The following is a 23,123-nucleotide window of genomic DNA, read 5'->3' as shown; positions in this document are numbered from 1 at the left end:
AATATTAGGGGGCTAAAGATAAAAATGCACATTAAAGATCGAACTTCAATTCATGAGAATAAAAGGATAGAAACGTTTTGGAAGGAGCAATTATCTTCCGAGGTTCTCGATTTTTCTTTATTTAATAGTGGTTATCAATTGAATAAAGACAATCCGTGCGACCATATTCAAGTCATTATGGATTCAGAGCTTAGTCAAATTATACAAAAAGAAAGTAAGTCTCAGGATATACTTTTATTTAGCTGGTTACAGACAACTTTAAGGGTTTGCTTGGCACATTATACAGATCAAGAAAGGATTACAATTGGGGTTCCTGTAATTGGAAAAAATGATGAACAAAGGAAAAATCATAATAATTTTCTTCCTATAGGAAGTGAAATCCAACCGAATCACTCTTTTAAGCAAGTGGTAGATCAAGTTGAACAAACGACTTTATTTGGGTATGACAATCAGAGTTATCCACTCTCTGAATTATTAGCGAAACACCATTTAACTCCTTTTCAAATCGTTATTGGGATGGAAGGATTGCATAATAAAAATTCGCTAGAAGAATATGCAGAGAATAATTTATCCATCTGGATACGGAGAAAATGGAATGAAATACATAATGAATTTGAATTTCAAATCTCTTTCAAGTCTCATTCATTCTCTTCTTTGCAACAGTTTGCAAATTCTTATCTTTATGTTCTAAAGCAAGTATCAAAAAATCCGAATCTGGCGGTGAAAGATATTTGTATTATTTCAGAAGAAGAGAAAGAGTTGCTAGAAGAATTGAATCAAGGTCAGACGGGCATAGACTTGTCTCAAACATTTCAAGATTTATTTGAAGAGCAAGTGTTAAAAACCCCAGATCAAATTGCTGTTGTTTGTAATGATCAATCTTTGACATATAGAGAATTGAATAAGAAAGCACATCAATTGGCTTCTATTCTTCAAAGTAAAGGTGTATCGAAAGAAAGTATTATTGGGGTTATGGTAGATCGGTCATTGGAAATGATCATTGGCATGATGGGAATTTTAAAATCAGGGGCAGCTTATCTACCAATCGACCCTCACTATCCAAGTGAACGAATTGAATATATGTTACAAGATAGTCAAGCAAAATGTTTACTGAGCAAGCGAACAGAGGTAGAATTACCGCAATTTGCTGGTGAAGTGCTATATCTTGATGAAGAACATCACTTCCAAGGTGAAGAATGCAATTTAGTTCGAGAAAGTGATCCTAATGATTTAGCTTATGTTATTTACACATCAGGATCAACAGGTAATCCAAAAGGCGTAATGGTGGAACAGAAATCTCTTGTCCATTTTTTAAGTGTTATGAGAGACAAAGTAAAAGATAATCAGTCGTTCTTGTTTCTTGCTAGTATTTCTTTTGATATTTCCTTGTTAGAAATATGTCTGCCTTTAACGCAAGGTTCGAAAGTAGTCATTGCTACAGAGGACCAGTTTGCAACAAAAGAATTGGCTCATTTGGTCAAAGAACATAAAGTGGATTTATGGGAATCAACGCCATCGCGAATGGAAGTGATTTTGAGTGATCCAGAAGGGGCAAATTTTCTAAAAGATTTAAAATCCATTTTGTTAGCAGGAGAAGCGTTTTCCATTGATTTGGTAGGGAAAATTCGATGTATCAGTGAAGCGACAATTTTAAATATCTATGGTCCTACAGAAACGACCATTTGTGCAGCAGTAAAAGATATGAGCTCTGCCAAAGAAGTGACGATTGGAAATCCCAATCCCAATTATCGTTCCTATATATTGAATAAGTATGGTCAATTAAAGCCATTTGGGATACCGGGTGAGCTCTGCATTGCTGGCGTTGCGGTAGCCCGAGGGTATCTTGGTAAACCTAAACTGACAGATGAAAAATTTGTACCGAATCCTTTTGCGACAGGAGAAATGATGTATCATACGGGTGATCTCGTTCGTTGGTTGCCTAATGGCGAATTTGAATATCTAGGTCGAATGGATCATCAAGTGAAAATTCGAGGGTATCGGATTGAATTAAGAGAAATCGAAACTCAGTTAAGGGAATATCCAGAGATAAACCAAGCTATCGTTGTTGATCAGGTATATGGAAACAGGAAATTATTAGCCGCTTACTATGTATCGGATAATAAGGTCCCTTTTGGTGAGCTTAGAAAATATTTAAGCAATAAATTACCTGAGTTTATGATTCCTGAAAAAATGATTCAGGTGGAAGAGGTTCCGTTGAATCCAAATGGGAAAGTAGATCGGAAAAGATTATTGGATATAACGCAAACGGAGTATTTATCAATTCCATACGTTGCCCCGCGCAATGAAATTGAACAAAAATTGGTGCATGCATGGGAAAAAGTTATAGAGATTGAGGGAATCGGTATTCATGATAATTTTTTTGCTTTAAAAGGAGAATCGATTAAAGCACTACAGATAATTAATTTATTAAGAAAAGACTGTTTGAAAATAAGTACAACAGATTTTTTCAAACATCCTACGATTGCTCAGCTTAGTTCTTGTGTAGAGGTAGAGCATACAGAGGAAAACTTTGAAAATATACCAACTCGTGTTAAAGATTTGTCTAAGCCATTTCCCTTAACAGAGGTTCAAACAGCTTACATGTTAGGACGGAATTCACAGTTTGAATTAAGTGGTATTTCACCTCAAACTTATTTTGAATATGAAACAAAATTGGATATCAATCGTCTTTCGAAAAGTTTTCAAAAGGTAATTCATCGTCATCCAATGTTACGAGCTATGATCTTGCCAGAGGGAAAACAACAAATCTTACAAAGCGTTCCTGATTACGAGATTGAAATAGAAAGTCTCATTGATTTAGATGATGGGGAACAAAACGCTCACTTGCAAGAAGAACGCTCTCGAATGACTAACCATGTATTCCCTTTGGGGCAATGGCCTTTGTTTGAATTAAAAGCCTTTCTTTTAAAAGAAGACACGTATTTGTTATGTTTTCGATACGATGCTTTGTTAATGGACGGAGCCAGCATGAACATCGTTGGACATGATTTGTTTCATTATTATTACAAACCAGAGGAAAGATTAGAATCTCTATCTTTTGATTTTCAAGATTACATGTTTATCTATGATGAAATGGAGCAAAGCAAAGAATATAAAACAGCAATAGATTATTGGACAAGTAAGCTTCCTGACTTTCCGTTCGCACCTTCTTTGCTATTAAAAAAGGATCCGGCAGAGATTGCTACTCCTAAATTCCAATCACTTACTAAGATCCTGGACAATGAAAAATGGACAAAGTTACGGAAGTTAGCACAAGAGAAAGAAGTAACTCCTTCCGCTCTACTATGTACGATATATGGAGATGTGTTGGCATATTGGAGTAACCAACGTAAATTGGCTATTAACTTGACTGTATTTAACCGTTATCCTGTTCATGAAGAAGTAGAGCAGATTGTGGGAGATTTCACTTCGCTCATCTTGTTGGATGTTGATGTAAAACCAGAGCAATCTTTTTTTACTAGAGTAAAACAAACGCAATCTACTTTATTAGATGGCCTTGAACATCGGCATTACGATGGAGTTAACTTTATTCGAGATTTCACTCGATATCACCAAATGACGCCAAAAGCAGTTATGCCAATTGTTTTCACCTCGATGCTAGCAGGTGCGGGTGCTTTTGCTTGGGAACAACTTGGTTCTCTTCGCCATATTCATGCTCGGACTCCACAAGTGTATTTGGATAATGTGGTAATTGAAAAAAATGGAGAGTTATTAATTAGCTGGAACTATGTAGAAGAATTGTTTGATGTTGATGTAATAGAAGCAATGTTTTCCCAATTTGTTGACTTGTTGGAACAATTGGTGAAACAAAGTGACGTAACCTCTTTGCAAATGAAAGAATCGGATCAAACTTTAATTGAGCAATACAATCAGACAACAGAAAAAATACCTTCAACTACTCTGTATCAATTATTTACAGATCAAGTAAAGCGTACACCAGATGAAGTAGCAGTGGTCTTTGAACAAGAATGGTTAACTTACTCGGAGCTTCATAAGCGCTCCAATCAAGTTGCGCACTACTTGCAAAAACAAGGAATTGGTCTAGGTGACAAAGTTGGGATTTTGGCGCAGAGACGAGTTAACACAATTGCTAATATGATAGGGATTTTAAAAGCAGGTGCCGCTTATGTACCGATTGATCCCGACCATCCTTTAGATCGCCAAACATATATTTTAGAAAATAGCTCATGTAAACTTTTATTAGAACCTAGTCTTTATGAAGAAAATCACTTGTCATTATATACAACAGTAGATCTTCCTGCCATTGCTGGTCCGGAAGATCTTGCCTATATTATCTACACTTCAGGAAGTACAGGAAAGCCAAAAGGAGTAATTATTACTCACCAAGCGGTTGCAAATACCATTCAAGATATTAATCAAAAATATCAGGTAAATGAAGATGATCGTATTATTGGTATCTCTTCCATGTGTTTTGACCTATCTGTATACGATATTTTCGGAACGTTAAGCACAGGTGCAATGTTGGTAATGATTCGTGATCCAAGAGACATGCAAGAATTAATCCGTACCGTCGAACGTAGAGGAATTACAATTTGGAATACAGTACCTGCAATCATGGATTTGGCATTGGAGCAAGTAGGTTCTCATTTTGAACATTCTTCCTTGCGTTTAGTTTTACATAGTGGAGATTGGATTCCACTCTCTTTACCAGAAAAAATAAAACGACATTTTCCGATTGCGGAAGTAGTTTCACTAGGAGGAGCAACAGAAGCATCGATTTGGTCAATTTATTATCCTGTCAAACAGGTGGAATCACAATGGAATAGTATTCCATATGGGATGCCATTGGCAAACCAAACGTATTATGTGTTGAACTATGAAAAGAAAATGTGCCCTGTTGGTGTAATTGGGGATTTATATATTGGGGGAGTGGGCCTTGCTAAAGGATATTTAAATGATGAACAGAAAACGAATGAAGCATTTGTGTCACATCCGGATTTTGGTCTTATTTACAAGACAGGAGACTGTGGCAAAATGCATCCTGAAGGGTATATTGAATTTTTAGGACGCCAAGATCATCAAGTCAAAATTCAAGGATATCGAGTAGAGTTAGAAGAAATCGCCCATTGTCTTCTCACTTACAAACAAGTCGAACATGCTGTAGTGATTGATCAGACAGATGAGAATGGAATAAAATTTTTAGTCGCATATGTGGTAACTGAGCAAAATATTAGTACAACAGAACTACGAAAGCATTTGCGAGACTACTTGCCAGATTACATGATTCCTTCTTATTTTGTTTATTTGGAACAACTGCCCTTGACTCCAAACGGGAAATTAGATAGAAAAGCGCTCCCTGCTCCGGAGAAACAAAAAAGTGAAGTATTTATTGCTCCAAAAACTGAAATGGAAAAAATATTAACTAATGTTTGGCAAGAAGTACTCAAAGTAGATCGGATTGGAGTAAATGATCATTTCTTTGCCTTAGGTGGAGATTCGATAAAAGCGATTCAAGTTTCCGTCAGACTGTATAGACAAGGATTTGAGCTAGAGCCAAAAAATCTATTTTCATTTCCTGTATTAGGAGACATGGTTCAATTTGTTAAAAAGCTAGACCATCTTTCAAGTTCACAAACAAATGATGTAAAGAAATTGAACGAAAATAAAGTTACATTACTAAAGGTTAAAGATAAACAACTTAATCAGCATACACTTACCAAAATACAAGAAAAAATACCGGGTATAAAAATAGAACGAATTTACCCATTGGCACCTTTCCAGGAAGTTATTTATGAACATGCTGCCACTGAACCTGATACAAATGCATATTTTGAACAAACAATTTGGACACTAAAGGGGGAGCTGGATATTGATCTCTTTATTCAGTGTTTCCAACAATTAGTTAATCGTCATGATTCTTTAAGAACGATTATTGTGCAAGATGAACAAGCACAACCTTGGCAAGCTGTTCTACATGATGTTCAAATGATTTCAGTGACAAAAAGCTTGATCGAGATGACGAAACAAGAGCAGCAAGAATTCCTAGACCAGTGGATAAATGAAAATTTAAGTCGAGGATTCAAAACCGATGAACTAATGACCCGTCTCTGTATATTCCAACTAGGGAATGACGAGCATAAGGTGGTTTGGAGTTCCCATCATCTATTATGTGATGGTTGGAGCGTCAGCATTTTGATAGACGAATTATTCCAACTCTACGAAACAATAAATGCGGGAACTACAGTGGAGTTACCTATGGTAAAACCTTTTGAAACATTCATAGACTGGACTTTAGCACAAGATCATGAAAAAGCACGTCATTTTTGGCGGGATTATTTATCAGGATACAATCAAAAAATTAGTATTCCTAAAAAGAAATTACCAACTCAAAGTGAAGGGTTAAATTTCACATTTATGGATTTAACATTAGATAAGGGTTTGACTAATCAGTTACAGACATTTGTGAATAAAAACAATACAACTATGAATTCGGCATTACTAGCTGTATGGGGAATATTGCTTGGCAAATACAACGGAATGAGAGAAGTAGTATTACCTAATCTAGTATCTGTCAGACCTCACGAAGTAGAAGGAATTGAAAATATGTTTGGTCTGTTCACAAATGTTTTGCCTATCCGACTAGCATGGACAGAAACGCAATCTTTTGTGGACTTTATGCAAAAAGTACAACTAGAAACATTGAAATGTAATGAGTATGCATACTATTCATTTGTTGAGATACAAAAACAAAGTGAAATGATGAATCAGCTTACCGACCATCTTTGGGTTTTTGAAAACTATCCAACTAACCAGGCTATTTTTTCTTCAAATGAAAACAGAAATTTTGCCATCACAGATTACCAAGTCGTTGATGAGCCACATGTAAAGTATGGAATTATGTGCTTCCCTGAAGAGCAACTTACAATAAAGTTTGGATATGATCAAACTGTATATGAAGCGGAGAAAATACAGGGAATATTGAATCATATCCATCAGTTAATCAACATAATTCTGCAAAATCCAACACAGGCAATCGGTGATTACAAATTATAAAAAATGAAAAGGCGAGTAAGAACTCGCCTTTTTAAATAGAATAGGAGTAAACAAAATGACGAAAAACCTGCAGTTATCAGCCGAAGAGATGCGTCAGTTAGGATATCAAGCGGTTGATTTGATTGTTGATCATATGAATCATTTAAAAAGTAAACCAGTATCTGAAACGATTGATATTAATATTTTTAGAGACAAGCTAACTGAAACAATTCCAGAAAACGGATCCAACCCGAAAGAATTACTTAATTTTCTTAATAGCAATGTGTTTAATCAAATTACTCATGTGGATCATCCTCATTTTATGGCTTTTGTGCCCGGTCCTAATAATTATGTTGGTGTAGTAGCAGATTTTTTAGCAAGTGGGTTCAATGTATTTCCTACAGCTTGGATAGTAGGTGCCGGTGCTGAACAAATCGAATTAACGACAATCAACTGGTTAAAATCAATGCTAGGATTCCCTGATTCAGCCGAAGGGATATTTGTAAGTGGAGGTTCCATGGCTAATTTGACTGCACTTACTGTAGCGAGACAGGTCAAGCTGAATAATGACATAGAAAATGCAGTTGTGTATTTCTCTAACCAAACTCATTTTTCTGTAGATCGAGCACTTAAAGTATTAGGGTTTAAACATCATCAAATTTGCCGAATTGAAACAGATGAAGATTTAAGAATTTCAGTTAGTACTTTAAAAAAGCAAATAAAAGAAGATCGATTAAAAGGGAAAAAACCATTCTGTGTTATTGCTAATGCAGGGACAACTAATTGCGGAGCGGTTGATTCCCTCAATGAATTGGCGGATCTCTGTAATGATGAAGATGTATGGCTGCACGCGGATGGGGCTTATGGGGCTGCAGCAATTCTCAGTGAAAAAGGAAGTGAGTTGTTAAGAGGAATTCATCGTGTCGATTCTTTGACGTTAGACCCGCACAAATGGCTTTTTCAACCTTATGATGTTGGTTGTGTACTCATTCGAAACAGCCAATACTTAAGCAAAACGTTCCGTATGATCCCAGAGTATATTAAGGATACGGAAACTAATATAGAAGAAAAGGTGAATTTTGGGGAGCGTGGAATTGAACTTTCTCGTAGATTTAGGGCATTAAAGGTATGGCTTTCTTTTAAAGTATTTGGAGTCACAGCTTTTCGCGAGGCAATTGATCATGGCATTATGTTAGCTGAACAAGTTGAAGAGTTTTTAAGGAAAGAAAAAGATTGGGAAGTGGTAACACCTGCCCAGTTAGGGATTGTTACTTTTCGTTATATTCCTTGTGGACTAACATCTACAGATACAATTCATGAAATAAACAAAAAACTGGTGGAAGAGATTAATCATAGAGGATTCGCTATGCTAAGTACGACCAAATTAAAAGAAATAATGGTAATTCGACTTTGTTCCATCAACCCAAGGACGACAACAGAAGAAATGAATCAAATTATGATGAAAATCAAAGAACTTGCAGAGGAAGTAAACATATCGTCTAAACATCTTATTTCAATTCCGCAACTTTAAATAAAACGGAATGAAAGCACTAAAAAATGTACAACAACAAACACACTCTCTTTTTAATAAGAGAGTGTGTTTGTTGTTAAGATAATAGAATATGTAAAGAGATTAAGCCTCTACCTTAGCTACTCTTTCGAAACCGGTCTTTACTGCTTGTATCATTTCATTCACAGCATAAATAGATACTTCGGCATTTGGATTTAATCCTTCGAACCAGTGATAGGACCTAGGATATAAATGAAATTCGACATCAACACCAGCTTGCGCAAGTTTGGTTACATAGGTTAATGTTTCGCTGCGGAATGGATCTAATTGACCAACAAACGTGTAGGTGTATGGCAGATTACTATAATCCTCTGCTCGAGCAGGGGCTGCATAGGCAGGAATATTATCCGTCCCATATATTTCTCCTAAATACATTTTCCAGCCAGCTTCATTTGTCTTTTGATTCCAAACAAATCCTTCTTTAATTTCATTCGTAGAAGGTGTATTATTTCGATCATCAATCATTGGATAAAGTGGCATTTGAAAACAAATAGAAGGATATTTTCGATCGCGAGCTAATAATGTCAATGCTGCTGTTAGTCCACCGCCAGCGCTCGCTCCTGCAACACCAATTCGATTCGAATCAATGTTTAATGACTCTGCGTTATCAGCAATCCATTTTAATGCTGCATAACAATCCTCAATTGGTGCTGGATAAGGATGCTCTGGAGCTAAACGGTAGTCTACAGACACGACCACACAGCCAGCTTCTTTTGCAAACCTCATACAAGTATCATCATTATCATCTATAGACCCTAAGATATAACCACCACCATGTATCCATAACAGGACAGGTAAGGATCCATTATTTAATTTAGGACGATAAATTCTTAATGGTAATGGATTAGCGTCAGGTCCAACAATGACTTCATCTGTTAATGAAAGGGATTCATCAACAACAGTAGGTGGTCTCATTTGCGATATTCCTTCTCTGATTGTTTGTAAGTTCTCTGGGCGTAAATCGAGATCAGGAAACATTTCTAAACCTGGTAATAAATCTGCATTTACTCGGTTCTTCATTTTAACACCCCTATTTTTATTGTTTTTACATATGTAAAGTAGATTCTAAGTAGTTTAATTGTGAGAAAATCATCACCATTAAATTGTAAAGTGGATATGTCATAATCGTCAACTGAATATTCGAAAAATAAACCTTCTTTTAGGAGAAAGTTTCATGCAACTAATTATACAAGAAGGTGATTTAGGGCCAAAGTGGTTTTATGTCGCTGTATTTATTTACACTTGGTTTTCCAAATGAACCAAGTGATGATCCTTTATATTTTCATGATACATTGCAAGAAGTACCTGTTCGAATTCATGCTCGGAAAGGATTAACACATTTGTATTCCTTAAAAGAATTTTGGTATTTATTTCAGGTAAATGCTCATGCGCAGGTATTGATATAAGAGAACAGTACAAATATTATGTTAACAGGGTATAGGTCCAAAGGCCTCTGAATTTATTCAATCTTATTTGTTTAACTATAGATAGGATTATATGAGTGAAAAGTCCCTTTAGATCTTCTAAATGGACTTTTTTAGGTTTCTAGATACGACTACTGATAAATTGGTGTTATATTAAGAAGTCTCGCCACATCGTCATCAAGCTTAGAAATCGATGGTTCCCCAAAACGAAAAAACGAGCTAACTTCTCATAGATAACTGTGGAGAGATAATAATTTTGTTTTGTGAGTCCTTCAAAATATTGAAAACTGGAGATGGTGTTATTTAGTGTTTAAGTTGATGACTCTAAGATACCAGTTTAGTTGATCTGATAGCGATGAATCCGTACTCCTAAAAAATTCACCTTTGGCATCAGGGAAATTAAATAGGGTGATAATTATTACAAGTGGATTAGGTTTCTTGTGAATTTTAAATTAAAGGTCTTATCCAAAGTTGAGAAAAATCCACATATCCAAAATATTTCATCTTAATATTCGTTAAATCTGATGAAAAAGGAATTTGACGTGTATCGTAGTATAAGGGAATCATAATAGAGGATTCTATCAGTTCTTTTTCAAGATTCTTATTTAATGAAGCCCACTCCTCAAAATGTGTATGTTTGTATTTAGAAAGGTGGTTTTTTAGTGATTTATTTGTTTTTAAAACCTTAGCCAATGGTGAATATCTAGCTGTTAAAAAATAATAAAATGATATCTCTTGATTCATCTCGAATACTTCACCATGAATAAAGAGATCGACTTGTTCATTAAGTTTTTCATCCCTAAGATAGTTTTCAAATGGAACCCATTTAACTTGAAAAGGTATATTTTCTTTTTCTAAGATATTCATTAACCATTTTGTTGTCGCTTCTGTATACTGAGTAGCTTTTATAATAAGTGGTTCTTTAAATTCGGGACGTTTTCTTTTTGGAATATTGATTTGATGATCTATGTCTTTCAAACAGCTTTTAATATTTGGGATTTTTTGAGAATCATATTCATGAATATGATTCATATTGCTAGCGATAATAGAATGTAAGTAATTACGAACATCTATGTGTTGAATTGAGGAATTACGCCAAGCATTCATAATTATAACACCGAAACCTGAATTCCTTTCTACTTGAAAGGTAGAATTACATTTATGGTGTTTGGAAGATTGATAAATAGTATCAAATTCTAGAGGGACCTGAATGAATTCTACTGTATCTAGCAAAGGTCTTTCTTGAAAATAATCATGAAATGCTATCAATGATGTTTTCTCCAGGTTATTCTCTCCTATATAAAAACCACCGGTTCCTATGATTTGGCCGTTATTTTCTTTATAAATGCTTGTATTTATCATGCATAACATTTGTAAACAATAACTACAACTATCTGGATAATGTATATCAATAATTAATGGTGATACAATCTCTATTTTTTCTATGGGTGCCCATAAGTCTTTATAGTATTTATGATTACGTAGTTTTGAGAGACATAGTTTCACGTCAGCTGCTGTTAAGATGGATCCATCATGAAATTTTATAGACTTTTTTAAATATAGTCTAAGCTTGGATTGAGTTAAATCCCAACTGTGAGCTATTTCAGGGAATATGTTCCCCTTTTCATCCATATAAACAAGTCGATTGAAAACGTTCGCGACAATATGTGCACTATGTACATCGGTAGCCTCGAGCGGGTGTGTTGTTAAAAAGGGCTTTCTTCTAGGAATAATTAATTTATCATCCGAATTATGTATATAGCCAAATTTCGAATGAAACTTAGTCATCAAGCGTAGTTTACTGTTTGGAGACCAATTATATAGTAAATATTTACTACTTTTTTCAACGGGTTGTTGATCCATAATTTCCATTACTTGTGACTCATAGATTTGTTCTATATTTTTCAACCATTGGAGAGAAGAGGAATTTCCTCTACCTTTTCCAGAAATGAAAGTCAGCCAACCTTCATCCATCCATTTATGTAAGTAACGTACTGTTTGCTTTGTACTTAAATTTAAAAAATCTGCTAGGTCTTGTATTTTTATATTTCCTGAAGAAAATGATTGCCATAGATTCAGTAAATTTTTATCCATTTTCCTATCTCCTTTTATAAGTGGACATGTTTTTCTGAATATGTCCATTTTTAGTTTGATAAGTCTAGTTTAATATAACATTAGACAAAGGGAGGAGATACGATGAATTGGAAAGACTTTGAGCAAAATATAAAAGTACGCTTAATTACATCGTTTTTTAATCGTGCTGTTACATCAGCAGTAATGCCTTTCATGGCATTGTTTTTTGCTCAAGAAATAAATAAAGTATGGGCCGGGTTATTTTTAATCTTAACGGTTATTTTAAGTTTTTTTTCAAATTTAATTGGAGGTTACATTTCAGATCGCTTTCAACGAAAGAAAATCTTATTGTTAACTTCTTTTTCTAGTACTTTGATGTTTTTATTCATGACTTTAAGCTTATATCCTACAGATAAGATGATTTGGTTATTTGCAATCGCTTATGTAGGTTTTATAATAACTAGCAGTCTTGGGCGCCCATCCATGCAAGCTATCATCATAGACTCAACTACACCAGAAAATCGAAAAGCTGTTTATACAATTGACTATTGGCTTATGAATCTTTCTATGGCAATTGGTGCAGCATTAGGTGGTTTTTTATACATTAATCACCAAAAAGAGTTGTTTATATTACTGACTTTTGTTTCTGCTACATTACCGATTGCTTATAAAATTTGGTTAGTTGCAGAAGTTAAAGAGTGCTTAGAAAAAAGGCAGGGAAATATAGTACTTGATCTAATTCAAAACTATAAAGTTGCTATTCAAGATAGAGCATTTTTAAGAGTTGTAATAGGGTCTACCTGCATATTTGCGGCAGAGTTTTCTTTAAACAGTTATATTGGTGTACGACTTTCAGAAACATTCAATCCAATAAGCATTGGGAACTTTGAAATAGTAGGAGTGAGGATGCTAAGTATTCTTAACATACAAAATATGCTTTTAGTAGTATGTTTAACGTTTATTGTAAATAAATTTACAGATCGTCTAAGTGGAAAAAAAGCGTTACTTTTAGGTCTTGTGCTCTATGGTGTAGGCTATGTGACAGTAACATCTGCAAACACTTGGTACGTACTGATTATTTTTAATTTTATTGCCACTGTTGGTGAACTTGTCTACTCCCCAATCAGAAATGCAGAACAAGCTAATATGATTCCGGCTGATAAAAGAGGATCGTATTCAGCTTTTGCAGGTCTAGCATATATTGGAGCGGATCTAACTGCAAGAATGACTATTATCATTGGTGCATTTTTGGTTCCTACGATGATGTCCGTTTACATTGGTATCATTGCAATAATGGGGACATTCCTCTTATACACTGGACTGTTTGTTAGAACCAACATTCAATCTCAGGAAAGGTTGAATAAAATGTCATCATAATATAATACTTTAAATGAAATAATACGCTATTCTTTCTATAGAATCGTAGGATAGATTTGTAAAAAGGGATTATACAACTTTGGAGGAATTATTATGGTAAAATATATTTCAATTCTTGGTTCAACTGGTTCAGTTGGTACGTCTGCATTAGATGTAGTCACTTCTCATCCGGAACATTTTAAAATTATTGGTTTAACAGCAAATCACAATATTGACCTTCTCGAAAAACAAATATATACATTTCACCCTCGAATTGTAAGTGTAAGTACAAAAGAATTAGCAGATGCTCTTCGGAAGCGAATTCCTACGGACACAAAAGTCACATATGGAACAGATGGATTAATTGAAGTTGCAACTCACCCTGATTCTAATCTTGTATTATCTTCAGTTGTCGGTGTCTCTGGTCTCCTTCCAACAATTGAAGCATTAAAAGCGAAAAAAGATATAGCAATTGCTAACAAAGAAACATTAGTTGCGGCAGGGCATATTGTGACAGATTTAGCGAAACAAAACGGCTGCCGCTTAATTCCAGTAGACAGTGAACACTCTGCCATTTTTCAATGTTTAAATGGGGAAAATACTCAAGAAATCGAGAGGCTTATTGTTACTGCTTCCGGCGGTGCATTTCGAGATAAAATGCGCGAAGAAATGGAAATCTTACAAGCTAAAGATGCCTTAAAGCATCCAAACTGGTTAATGGGAGCAAAACTAACCATTGATTCAGCTACATTAATGAACAAAGGCTTTGAAGTCATGGAAGCACGTTGGTTATTTGATATCCCTTATGAGAAAATTGATGTTTTAATTCATAAAGAAAGTGTTATTCATTCTTTAGTTGAATTTATAGACGGCTCTATCATGGCACAGCTCGGTGCCCCTGACATGAGAATGCCGATTCAATATGCATTCCATTATCCAACTAGATTACAATCAAACTATAAAAAATTAAACCTACTAGAGATAGCTAGCCTACACTTTGAAAAACCAAATTTCAAAAAATTCCCTTGCTTACATTATGCGTATGAATCAGGAAAAATTGGTGGTACAACACCAGCTGTATTAAATGCAGCGAATGAAATTGCAAATGCGCTATATTTACAAAATGTAATTTCATTTTTTGATATTGAAAAGACAATTTATTCCACTCTTGAAGCTCATCATAGCATTGCAAATCCAGATTTAGAAACAGTATTAGATGCCGATCGCTGGGCTCGTGAATATGCAAACGAATTATTAATTAAAAAATGAAAAAAGAACTAGAACAGAACGCGTCTGTTTTAGCACTCTTTTTTACGTGTTCTATTATTTTATTACATAATACATTTTCGTTCACGGAATTGTAAAGAAACGTATTTAAGATATCGCATGTAGAAGGCTTTATAGTGAGTATTAGTTATGGTCATCGGGAAAGTTTATTAAAATTAATATAAGCTATATATGGAATAAAGAAACTTAAAAAGTTGGAGGTAATTATGAAAACTTTCATATATATGGTGAGACACGGGGAATCACCAAAATCTGGTAAAGAACAAACGAGAGGATTAACTGAAAAAGGAAAATTAGATGTTCAACGAATAACAGATGCATTACAAGATGAGGGAATCGACGTAGTTATCTCAAGTCCATACAATCGTTCAATTCTAACTGTTCAGCAGTTAGCGAAGCAAATAGGACAAGAAGTTTTAGTATTTGAGGACTTAAAAGAGAGAATCTTTATTGCTGAAGAGGAACGAATGTCGGATAAAGAATTATTCCCTTTGATAAAAAAGTCATTCTTAGACCCCGACTTTGCTTTAATGGGAGGAGAGTCTAATGTCGACTGTCAGAAACGTGCTATAAAAGTCTTAAAAGAATTATTAAACACCTATCGAGGACAGAAAGTAGTATTAGGCACTCATGGAGCTGTTATGACTTTGATGATGGGGTATTATGACAGTAAGTATGATTTGAATTTTTTACTACAGACATCAAAACCAGATATATATAGAATGGAATTCAATGGACAGGAATTGGTGGAGGTAAAAAGATTGTGGGAAATTTCATAGATTGACTTTATTCATCCATAGCTTCTCCCAATGACGTGTATTATAAGCAATAGGGTTACTGCGGTAACTCTTTTTCTTATGGCACTGACGGGGGATTGATTTCAACAATCTAAAAAATTCGGTTCCTTAGCGTACAAAATTCATGTTTTGTTCTTGCTATCCCGAGGTGAAATGGGAGGGAATGTTTTTGGGCAGGATACCTTTAAAGTTATTTTTTAAATCAACCCTATTTTTTTCTTATGTGGTATTGTTGTTTATTTTATATTTCAGATTATTTTTGTCTGGAGTGTTTCGATAGGATTAGGGAGGGATGATATTGTCGGATTTTCTGATAATAAGTATATAATTGGCCGTCTACCTGTTAGCTATAATTTATATAAAAAAGATAGTGGAGAAACTATATTAGATAATATTATTTGTTATTCAACTAACTGATGCAATAATAATTTAAGAGCTGCGATTGTAGCTCTTTTTCTTATGCAGCTAACGATGCAGTTTAGTAAAAGAAGGATTTTAATTTTCTATGATGAAAAATGTAATCAAGATAAAATCTAAGAAGGAGGTTTAAATACTATAAAAAAATGTTTTGTAGTATGAATGTAAGGGAGGAGAGCTAACTTGGAAATCACAACCGAAAGATTAATAATTAGACCTTTTAAGAGTACTGATTTACAGGATGTATTTGCTATTTATAATAATGATGATACATGTAAGTTCCTATTACATAATAAGTGGACTCATGAAGATATGCAGAAAAGATTTAATAAGAAGCTAGCAAACAATGTACTCACTAAAGAATCACTATTAAGTTTGGCAGTTATATACAAGACTAAAGTAGTTGGTGATTTATCCGTATGGTACACAGATATGAAAGACACTGTTGAGATTGGTTATAGTTTTTCAAATGAAGTAGCTGGGAGAGGTTTGGCAACAGAAGCAGTAAGTAGTTTGGTATTTAAATTATTTAATGAATTAAATGTACATCGTATACAAGCTAATCTTGATGCACGTAATACAGCTTCACAAAAATTGTGTGAACGAATAGGCATGAGAAAGGAAGCCCATTTCATACAAGATTTTTGGAATAAAAATGAATGGACAGATAGTATTGTATATGGAATGTTACCCTCCGACTTGTAGTAATAGACTTAGTATTTTATGATACTATCGGGTGAGTTTGTCGAATAACAAAGGGCGTAACATATTATATATGACTAATATGTTATGCCCTTTAATTTATTAATCTTTTTTTTATTTAGGTCTTGATAACGTACGAAATCCGCGTTTTGTTGGTGCTACCGCATGCCCATCAAGCTAAGGTTATATAAGTTTAATTTCAGGTGAGATTTTTTCTTTTTCTAAAGATTCAGTGTATTTTCTTTAAAGATTTGCATACCAAATAAATGAGCTCTATTTTCAAGTTCACAACACTTATTCCTTCTTAATTAACTCTTTTTAGAGCAAACTTCGCAACTTGCTTCCGAGTTCTAAACCCCAATGCGATAGCAGCGCCAATACAACTAGAAAAACAACCAGCAAACAAATACAATGATGGGTCGGACTCACCGATTAAAACGGAAGCTATTCCTCCAATTACCGGGAAAAGTGCAACCATATAGCCACTTCGAGCTCCTCCAATTTTTTCTACAAGCTTTAAATAGAATAACCATGCTACAAATGAAGCAACCAAAGTTAAATATAGCAACACAAATAAATATGAAAACGATGTTGGAAATATAAATTCTTGTCCTTGAAATAATACAATTACTCCCATCAATATACTGCCCACTGTAAATCCAATGGCATTTGCATAGATAGGATTCACCTTGTGACTTGCATTTCGTGCCGAGCAGGCATCACCTATTGCTGTAACAAGCGTACCTAAGAACGCAAACATAATTCCTTTTATGTCATTGGACCCTTGAAAGTTGTTCAAATTCGGATAGATGAGAATACATACGCCTAATACACCAAAAATCCCCCCAACCAAAACGCGTGAATGTAACTCTTCTTTTAAAAAAATCCGAAGGGTAATCGGGGTCAAAATCACTTTTAATGAAAAAACCAATGTTACGATTGCGGCAGAACTCAAAATTGTGGCGTAATAAAGGCATAAATAGCTTAATGCAAAGTTACACACACCAAAAACTATTACAAATGGGATATCTTTCCTTGTTGGCATCCCTCTTGGTCGAAGGAACCAAACAAGAATCAAAAATAAAAAGGCTGTCATAACTAGACGATAAGTTAAGGATAATTCTAAGCTGACAGGAGTTCCTTGGATTTTTACTGCAATAAAGTTGAGTCCCCATACAATTAAACAAAATATGTACATAAATATTGTCATAAGTTTTCTCCCAAATCAATGTTTTTCTAAATTCATTATGCATTTATACTGTCATTTCTAAAAGGTACAGTTTACAATAAACACAAATGACAGATGAGGTATTACAATGATGAATGAACTAATATTTAATATCAATCGAGAAAGTAACACTCCTATGTACCAACAAGTTTATCAATACATACGTACTCAGATTTTATCTGGTAAATTAGAAAAGGGTACAAAATTGCCATCGATTAGACAACTTGCTATCCAATTAGAGGTCAGCAGAAACACAACACAAGTAGCCTATGAACAACTGCAATCGGAAGGATATATTCGAAGTGAGAACAAAAAGGGATTTTTTGTAGAGGCTACTATATCGGATGAGACACTTAATTATGAACCCATTAGAGAACAGCATCATGAAACAAATCGCACTGCCACGAAAACTATTGACTTTAAGATTGGGACAGTGGATCAAGAAAACTTCCCTTTGAAAAAATGGAGAATGCTTACAAACAAAGTCATTAAAGACTCTAGCATGTTTTCATACGGAGAAAAACAAGGCGACATTGAATTAAGGAAGGTACTAACAGATTACTTGTTTCAATCAAGAGGAGTTAATACTTCTGCAGAACAAATTATTATTGGCAGTAGCACACAGCACTTGTTATTACTTTTGTCGCTGTTGCTAAAGCAAGACTATCATTATCTGGCAGTAGAAGACCCTGGATATAATGTGGCAAGGGAACTTTTTGTTCTTCAATCATTTATCATTGATCCAATCCCGGTAAAAGAACAAGGCATCCAAGTCGATCTCCTTTTAAAATCGCCTTCCAGACTTTTATATGTCACTCCTACTCACCACTTTCCATATGGAGTGACTATCCCCGTCAATGAAAGATTAAAGTTAATTCAATGGGCAAAAAGGGTGGACGGATATATTATTGAGGATGATTATGATAGTGAATTTCGATACATCCATCAACCTATACCATCGCTTCAAAGTTTAGATTCTAATGATAGGGTGGTTTATTTAGGAACTTTTTCAAAAGCACTGCTACCCTCTATCCGTGTCAGTTATATGGTTTTGCCTAGGAGGCTAACAAGTGAATATAAAAAGATACTCCCTTTGCTGGAGCAAACATCCTCATCTATTCATCAGCGAACACTGGCGACCTTTATGAATGAAGGATATTGGTACTCACACTTAAGGAAGATGAAAGCTTTGTATAAACGTAAAATGAATCTATTGAATAGGGAATTATTAAAAAATTTTAAGAATCATGTTGAAATAAAAGGTGGTAACTCCGGAATTTTCGTTATTATTGAAGTGAAAACAGAAATGAGTGAAAAAATGCTAATTGAAAGGGCATATGAACACGGAATTGTAGTTTATCCTTGTTCAACATATTTCTCGAACTACATACCACGATATCCCCATATTCAACTGGGATTGGGTAATTTATGTGAAAAAAAGATAATAGAAGGAGTTTCTCAATTAGCAAAAATTTGGCTGTAATCTTGATTTTTACCCTGAAAAAAATTTTTTCGTTCTTCCTAATATGAAAAGAGAGCCCAAAGGCTCTCCTTAGTAATTATGGGATTCGCCAGCAAAATGAAAAGCTTCAAGTACATCAATACATTAAAAATTTTGTGAACATGAAGTACAAGGTCCACCAGTAGGCTGAAATACAACATTGTCAACAAAAGCTGTTGCGCCTTCTCCACCTGTAGCAATATTTTGGAAAGCAACACATGCTGTAGTCACACCAGCAGGTATACACACAACAAGAGTATAATGTTGGAAACTAGATTGCGGTTGATTTCCAACAGGTATAATATGTGGAATATTTAATGTACCGAGAGTTGTAGCGAGAGGAGGACATCCATGTCCAAGTTCTGGAAAAGATACAGAAGCTATAAGAAATGCTCTTGTAGACTACAAGCCAAACACGGTACGTAGGGTAGAAATACCTAAACCAAATGGAAAGAAACGCCCATTAGGAATACCTACAATGAGAGATAGATTGATTCAACAAATGTTCAAGCAGGTTCTAGAGCCAAAGATTCATTACAATTGTCCTTAAGTTTTTGCACCAGAACCCTAGTTATGTAGCTTTAAAATATTGTTCGGTTAAATTAACTTTTTGAACTTTACCTGCTAATAAAATAGTCAGAATCAAAGGTGAATTGGATATAAAGGTGCTGAACGAAACGTATAATTGAATAAATTAGAGGATCAGTAAAGTATGAAATAAACATAAAATAAACCAGCTGCAAGAAAGCTATGCTTGTAGCTGGTTTATTTTTAAATATATTTTTTAAAATATATATGTTGTGTCTCTTTTTACGTTGAATATGAATTAAGAAGTTGTCTTATTTGTTCTAGAAAATAATGATGGTGTATATTATTTTTTGATACTCGACTAGCCATAATAGCTCCCTGCATAGAAGAAGAAAGAAAAGAAGCAAGTGATAAAACATCTATATCATCAGTAAATTCCCTTTTTTCTATTCCATCTCTAATAAGAGACTCCATTAGTATTACTGTATTATCATATCCCTTTGCTGCTGCCTTATGTAACTCAGGAAAGACATCTGTACTTTCAATTGCAACATTAAGTAAAGGACACCCACCAGGTATTGGAGGGTTGTTGGCTGCATCTTGGTATACAAGGAAAATGGCAATGATTTTATCAATGACTTTCTCTTTATTTTCTATAGCTTTATAAAAATGTCTCCATATGATTTCTCCACCTTTATGAAATGCAGCCAATGCAATTTCTTCTTTACCTTTAAATCGGCGATAAATAGCACCTTTAGGCAGAGAAGTAGCATCCATTATATCTTGAATTGATGTACGGGAAATCCCTTGCGTATTAAATAGATATAAAGATTTTTCAATTATTTTTTCTTTTATCTTATCTACCTTAGCCATAATCAATGTTCCTCTCAAATTTAAAAAAATGAATTATTAATCTTTTTTATTCTGGATTTTTTCTATACTCTTAAAAATAGATTTTTTACATTATTTGTTGTTATATAAGTTTACTCTAAAATGATAAATGTAAAGTAAGTCATAAGTTTTTTGTTTCTCTCACACTACAAGAATTAAATGTTACTTATATATTATTATATACATATTTATTTAAAGCAAGTGATAAGTCTGTAAATATATTTGTTTCTGCATTGGATACTCATATATAATATGGTGTGTATATTTATGCCAATCATGTTATTTTATAATTTAATAAAAAAGTACTTAGAAACAAAGGGGAATATATGATTATACCCGGATTATTCGGTCTGTTTGTGTAATTGTGATCATTATAATTTAAATTATTTAAGCCTTCATAAGTAATTATAGTGGAAAGAAATTTTTTTAACGTATGTATAACCTTTTATATGCTGAGTATCTATTGGTAGCCGTAGTTAATTCAAATGTCTTAAGGGAATGAGTAGGAAACGGAATGCCTACTGTATATATTAAAAGGTTTATTAATATAAAAAAGAATTTTTTATATGTGAAATTTCATTGGATATAAAACCTGATTTTATATTTTTTTGTTTTTTAGAATAATGATTTTATGATATATTAGTTGATTTCTATATATGTTTACTCATGAAAAAGAGAATTTATTTAGGTGAATTTATATCGATAGAATATACAAAAAGTAGAAAATTCCATTTTATTATGATATTGTAATCAATTGTAGATGATAGAGGTTTGCCAAATTTCCGGAGAGGTGAACATTTATTATGGAATCCAAACGAAAGAATTGTCGCTGGATTACGTTTAATCTGAGTTTAGTAGAATAACTATTGTTACGCCAGTTATAAATATAGACAATAGTACAATTGTTGTACTAGCAACGCGCAAAATAACCCAAAAAGTAGTTTTAAGGATAAAATTACTTTTGAGGAATCTTAATTTTAATTGCATTATTAATAATGGTCTCCAAGCGAAAAAAGTATAATTAAAATTGTTAAATAATAAAGTGCTTTTGATCTTTGTGGTTTTTGGAACATAAAGGGCTATATAAAAAAATTATGAAAAGCATTACTATTCTACAAGTCAGTGAATAATATATATTGAGAATTATTATGGTGAATTAGAGATTGTGTTAAAATGTACAAATATATTTTAATGAATAATGTTGGAATGATGTTGAAATGATGTTGGAATGATGTTGAAATGATGTTGTGATAGTGTGTAATAAATGATATAATCAAAATGATAGAATTGAAAAAGACTTGATTGTAACTGTTAATCATTAGAGAAAACAGCTAAAGGAGATACAAGAACCAATTCTATAAGCGAAGTAAAACTAAAGAATTTTAAAATTTAAACAGACCGAACGGTTCGGTTTGATAACTGCTACAAATGAATAATATTATAATAGCGTATAATAAATGGTTGAATCAAAATGATGAAGTTGGAAAAACTTCATGTGAAATTTAGGGATAAATAATATTAGGACCCTTGCTACTATAACTAGCTTATATCATTGGTTTTATATTTGAATAGTTAGAAATGCGCTAATAACACCTCTCTAATTAATTAGAGAGGTGTTATCGCCTTTAGGGGATAAGTTGTCTATATAATCATATAGGATTAACTAACTTAATATATTTAATTAATAATCTATAATGTTATTAATTACAGGATAAGGAAAAACTTTTTTTAATATTTCTATTTTTAAAAAGAAGCTTATATAAAAAAATTGTTGCAATAGATTTAAGGAGGTGGGTATAGGTTTATTCGAATGTTGTAACGAGGAGTAAAAATTTCATAATGATAATAGGAGGAAACATGAATATTAATTTTAAAAAATGGCTTTCAACTTTTTTAATTTTTATGGTTGTTATGGCCCAAAGTTTAATACCAACAATCGCTAAGGCGCAAGAAGTAAATACAGCAGGACTTGTGGATAGTTTTCAGATTGGTAAAACAAATCTAAGTACCACAGAACGGACTAAAGTAACTGTAAACTTCAGTGAAAAAGATGGACTTAGGCTGAAGCCTGGAGACACACTAACATTAACACTGCCTCCAGAATTAAAAGGATTAGATAGAGAGTTTCCATTAAATGACTATGGCACTTGTAAAGTTACAGCAGGTACTGTGGTATGTACATTTAATGATAAAGTGGATACATATGAAGATATTCAAGGGTATTTAAACTTTTTCGTGGAAGCTACTAATGTAGGAACGGATCAAAAGAAAGAGATTGAAACTAATTTCGGTACAACTGTAGATAAGCAGTCTGTAACAATTACCGGTCCAAGTA

Annotated in this window: 12 protein-coding genes and 3 pseudogenes; 10 read left to right on the top strand and 5 right to left on the bottom strand. The window is 33.7% G+C overall.

Going from position 1 to position 23,123, the window contains the following annotated elements; all coding sequences use genetic code 11:
- The first annotated feature begins 24 nt into the window (after positions 1-24).
- Both BAU27_RS08430 and BAU27_RS08425 read left to right on the top strand, forming a co-directional pair.
- The gene (locus tag BAU27_RS08430) at positions 25-7,035 is read left to right on the top strand and encodes a non-ribosomal peptide synthetase (RefSeq protein WP_071770641.1); all 7,011 of its coding nucleotides are present in this window, start codon (positions 25-27) and stop codon (positions 7,033-7,035) included.
- A 55-nt stretch (positions 7,036-7,090) separates the two neighbouring features.
- Entirely contained in the window at positions 7,091-8,545 is a 1,455-nt protein-coding gene (locus BAU27_RS08425) for a pyridoxal phosphate-dependent decarboxylase family protein (RefSeq protein WP_071770640.1), read from the top strand.
- Between the two features lie 102 nt (positions 8,546-8,647).
- On the opposite strand, the gene BAU27_RS08420 is transcribed toward BAU27_RS08425, so the two are convergent.
- Positions 8,648-9,604: an alpha/beta hydrolase gene (locus BAU27_RS08420; RefSeq protein ID WP_071770639.1), complete on the bottom strand. Its 957-nt coding sequence runs from the start codon at positions 9,602-9,604 to the stop codon at positions 8,648-8,650.
- Between the two features lie 200 nt (positions 9,605-9,804).
- Between BAU27_RS08420 and BAU27_RS08415 the strand changes: the two are divergent.
- Positions 9,805-9,990: pseudogene (locus tag BAU27_RS08415) on the top strand (hypothetical protein); the annotation flags it as partial.
- Between the two features lie 465 nt (positions 9,991-10,455).
- Here the strand turns inward: BAU27_RS08415 and BAU27_RS08410 are convergent.
- Positions 10,456-12,102, bottom strand: coding sequence for an ABC transporter substrate-binding protein (locus BAU27_RS08410; protein ID WP_071770638.1), 1,647 nt, complete (start codon positions 12,100-12,102; stop codon positions 10,456-10,458).
- A 102-nt stretch (positions 12,103-12,204) separates the two neighbouring features.
- On the opposite strand from BAU27_RS08410, the gene BAU27_RS08405 reads away from it, so the two are divergent.
- The 5 genes and pseudogenes from BAU27_RS08405 (at position 12,205) to BAU27_RS08385 (ending at position 16,643) form a co-directional block, all read left to right on the top strand.
- Positions 12,205-13,458 (top strand): MDR family MFS transporter, encoded by a 1,254-nt coding sequence (locus BAU27_RS08405; RefSeq protein WP_071770637.1) that lies wholly within the window; start codon positions 12,205-12,207, stop codon positions 13,456-13,458.
- A gap of 93 nt (positions 13,459-13,551) precedes the next feature.
- Entirely contained in the window at positions 13,552-14,706 is a 1,155-nt protein-coding gene (locus tag BAU27_RS08400) for a 1-deoxy-D-xylulose-5-phosphate reductoisomerase (protein ID WP_071770636.1), read from the top strand.
- A gap of 224 nt (positions 14,707-14,930) precedes the next feature.
- The gene (locus tag BAU27_RS08395; RefSeq protein ID WP_071770635.1) at positions 14,931-15,503 is read left to right on the top strand and encodes a histidine phosphatase family protein; all 573 of its coding nucleotides are present in this window, start codon (positions 14,931-14,933) and stop codon (positions 15,501-15,503) included.
- Between the two features lie 187 nt (positions 15,504-15,690).
- Positions 15,691-15,926, top strand: a pseudogene (locus tag BAU27_RS08390) (hypothetical protein); the annotation flags it as partial.
- A gap of 195 nt (positions 15,927-16,121) precedes the next feature.
- Positions 16,122-16,643 carry a GNAT family N-acetyltransferase gene (locus BAU27_RS08385; RefSeq protein ID WP_071748180.1) on the top strand — a complete coding sequence of 174 codons (522 nt, stop codon included), beginning with the start codon at positions 16,122-16,124 and terminating at the stop codon, positions 16,641-16,643.
- Between the two features lie 301 nt (positions 16,644-16,944).
- Here BAU27_RS08385 and BAU27_RS08380 read toward each other — a convergent pair whose 3' ends face one another.
- Positions 16,945-17,850 carry a DMT family transporter gene (locus tag BAU27_RS08380; protein ID WP_071748181.1) on the bottom strand — a complete coding sequence of 302 codons (906 nt, stop codon included), beginning with the start codon at positions 17,848-17,850 and terminating at the stop codon, positions 16,945-16,947.
- A gap of 109 nt (positions 17,851-17,959) precedes the next feature.
- Here BAU27_RS08380 and pdxR point away from each other — a divergent pair, with 109 nt between their 5' ends.
- A complete protein-coding gene (pdxR, locus tag BAU27_RS08375) occupies positions 17,960-19,351 on the top strand; it encodes a MocR-like pyridoxine biosynthesis transcription factor PdxR (protein WP_071770659.1) in 1,392 nt (463 codons plus the stop codon).
- Positions 19,352-19,474: 123 nt separating this feature from the next.
- On the opposite strand, the pseudogene BAU27_RS32845 reads toward pdxR, so the two are convergent.
- Positions 19,475-19,762, bottom strand: a pseudogene (locus BAU27_RS32845) (collagen-like protein); the annotation flags it as partial.
- A gap of 417 nt (positions 19,763-20,179) precedes the next feature.
- A complete protein-coding gene (locus tag BAU27_RS08360) occupies positions 20,180-20,770 on the bottom strand; it encodes a TetR/AcrR family transcriptional regulator (protein ID WP_071770634.1) in 591 nt (196 codons plus the stop codon).
- Positions 20,771-22,645: 1,875 nt separating this feature from the next.
- Between BAU27_RS08360 and BAU27_RS08355 the strand changes: the two genes are divergently transcribed.
- The coding region (locus BAU27_RS08355) for an Ig-like domain-containing protein (RefSeq protein ID WP_071770633.1) at positions 22,646-23,123 on the top strand (478 nt) is incomplete at its 3' end.

The sequence above is a fragment of the Bacillus sp. NH11B genome, from assembly GCF_001884205.1.
Classification (GTDB): domain Bacteria; phylum Bacillota; class Bacilli; order Bacillales; family Bacillaceae_G; genus Bacillus_A; species Bacillus_A proteolyticus.
Note: the sequence above shows the minus strand (reverse complement) of the source record. Positions and strands in the feature narration are given on the sequence as shown.

Coding starts and splice junctions, on each gene's coding strand:
- BAU27_RS08380 (WP_071748181.1), bottom strand. CDS start 17,850: ATGACAATATTTATGTACATATTTTGTTTAATTGTATGGGGACTCAAC.
- BAU27_RS08420 (WP_071770639.1), bottom strand. CDS start 9,604: ATGAAGAACCGAGTAAATGCAGATTTATTACCAGGTTTAGAAATGTTT.
- BAU27_RS08430 (WP_071770641.1), top strand. CDS start 25: ATGCACATTAAAGATCGAACTTCAATTCATGAGAATAAAAGGATAGAA.
- BAU27_RS08410 (WP_071770638.1), bottom strand. CDS start 12,102: ATGGATAAAAATTTACTGAATCTATGGCAATCATTTTCTTCAGGAAAT.
- BAU27_RS08360 (WP_071770634.1), bottom strand. CDS start 20,770: ATGGCTAAGGTAGATAAGATAAAAGAAAAAATAATTGAAAAATCTTTA.
- pdxR (WP_071770659.1), top strand. CDS start 17,960: ATGAATGAACTAATATTTAATATCAATCGAGAAAGTAACACTCCTATG.
- BAU27_RS08400 (WP_071770636.1), top strand. CDS start 13,552: ATGGTAAAATATATTTCAATTCTTGGTTCAACTGGTTCAGTTGGTACG.
- BAU27_RS08405 (WP_071770637.1), top strand. CDS start 12,205: ATGAATTGGAAAGACTTTGAGCAAAATATAAAAGTACGCTTAATTACA.
- BAU27_RS08425 (WP_071770640.1), top strand. CDS start 7,091: ATGACGAAAAACCTGCAGTTATCAGCCGAAGAGATGCGTCAGTTAGGA.
- BAU27_RS08395 (WP_071770635.1), top strand. CDS start 14,931: ATGAAAACTTTCATATATATGGTGAGACACGGGGAATCACCAAAATCT.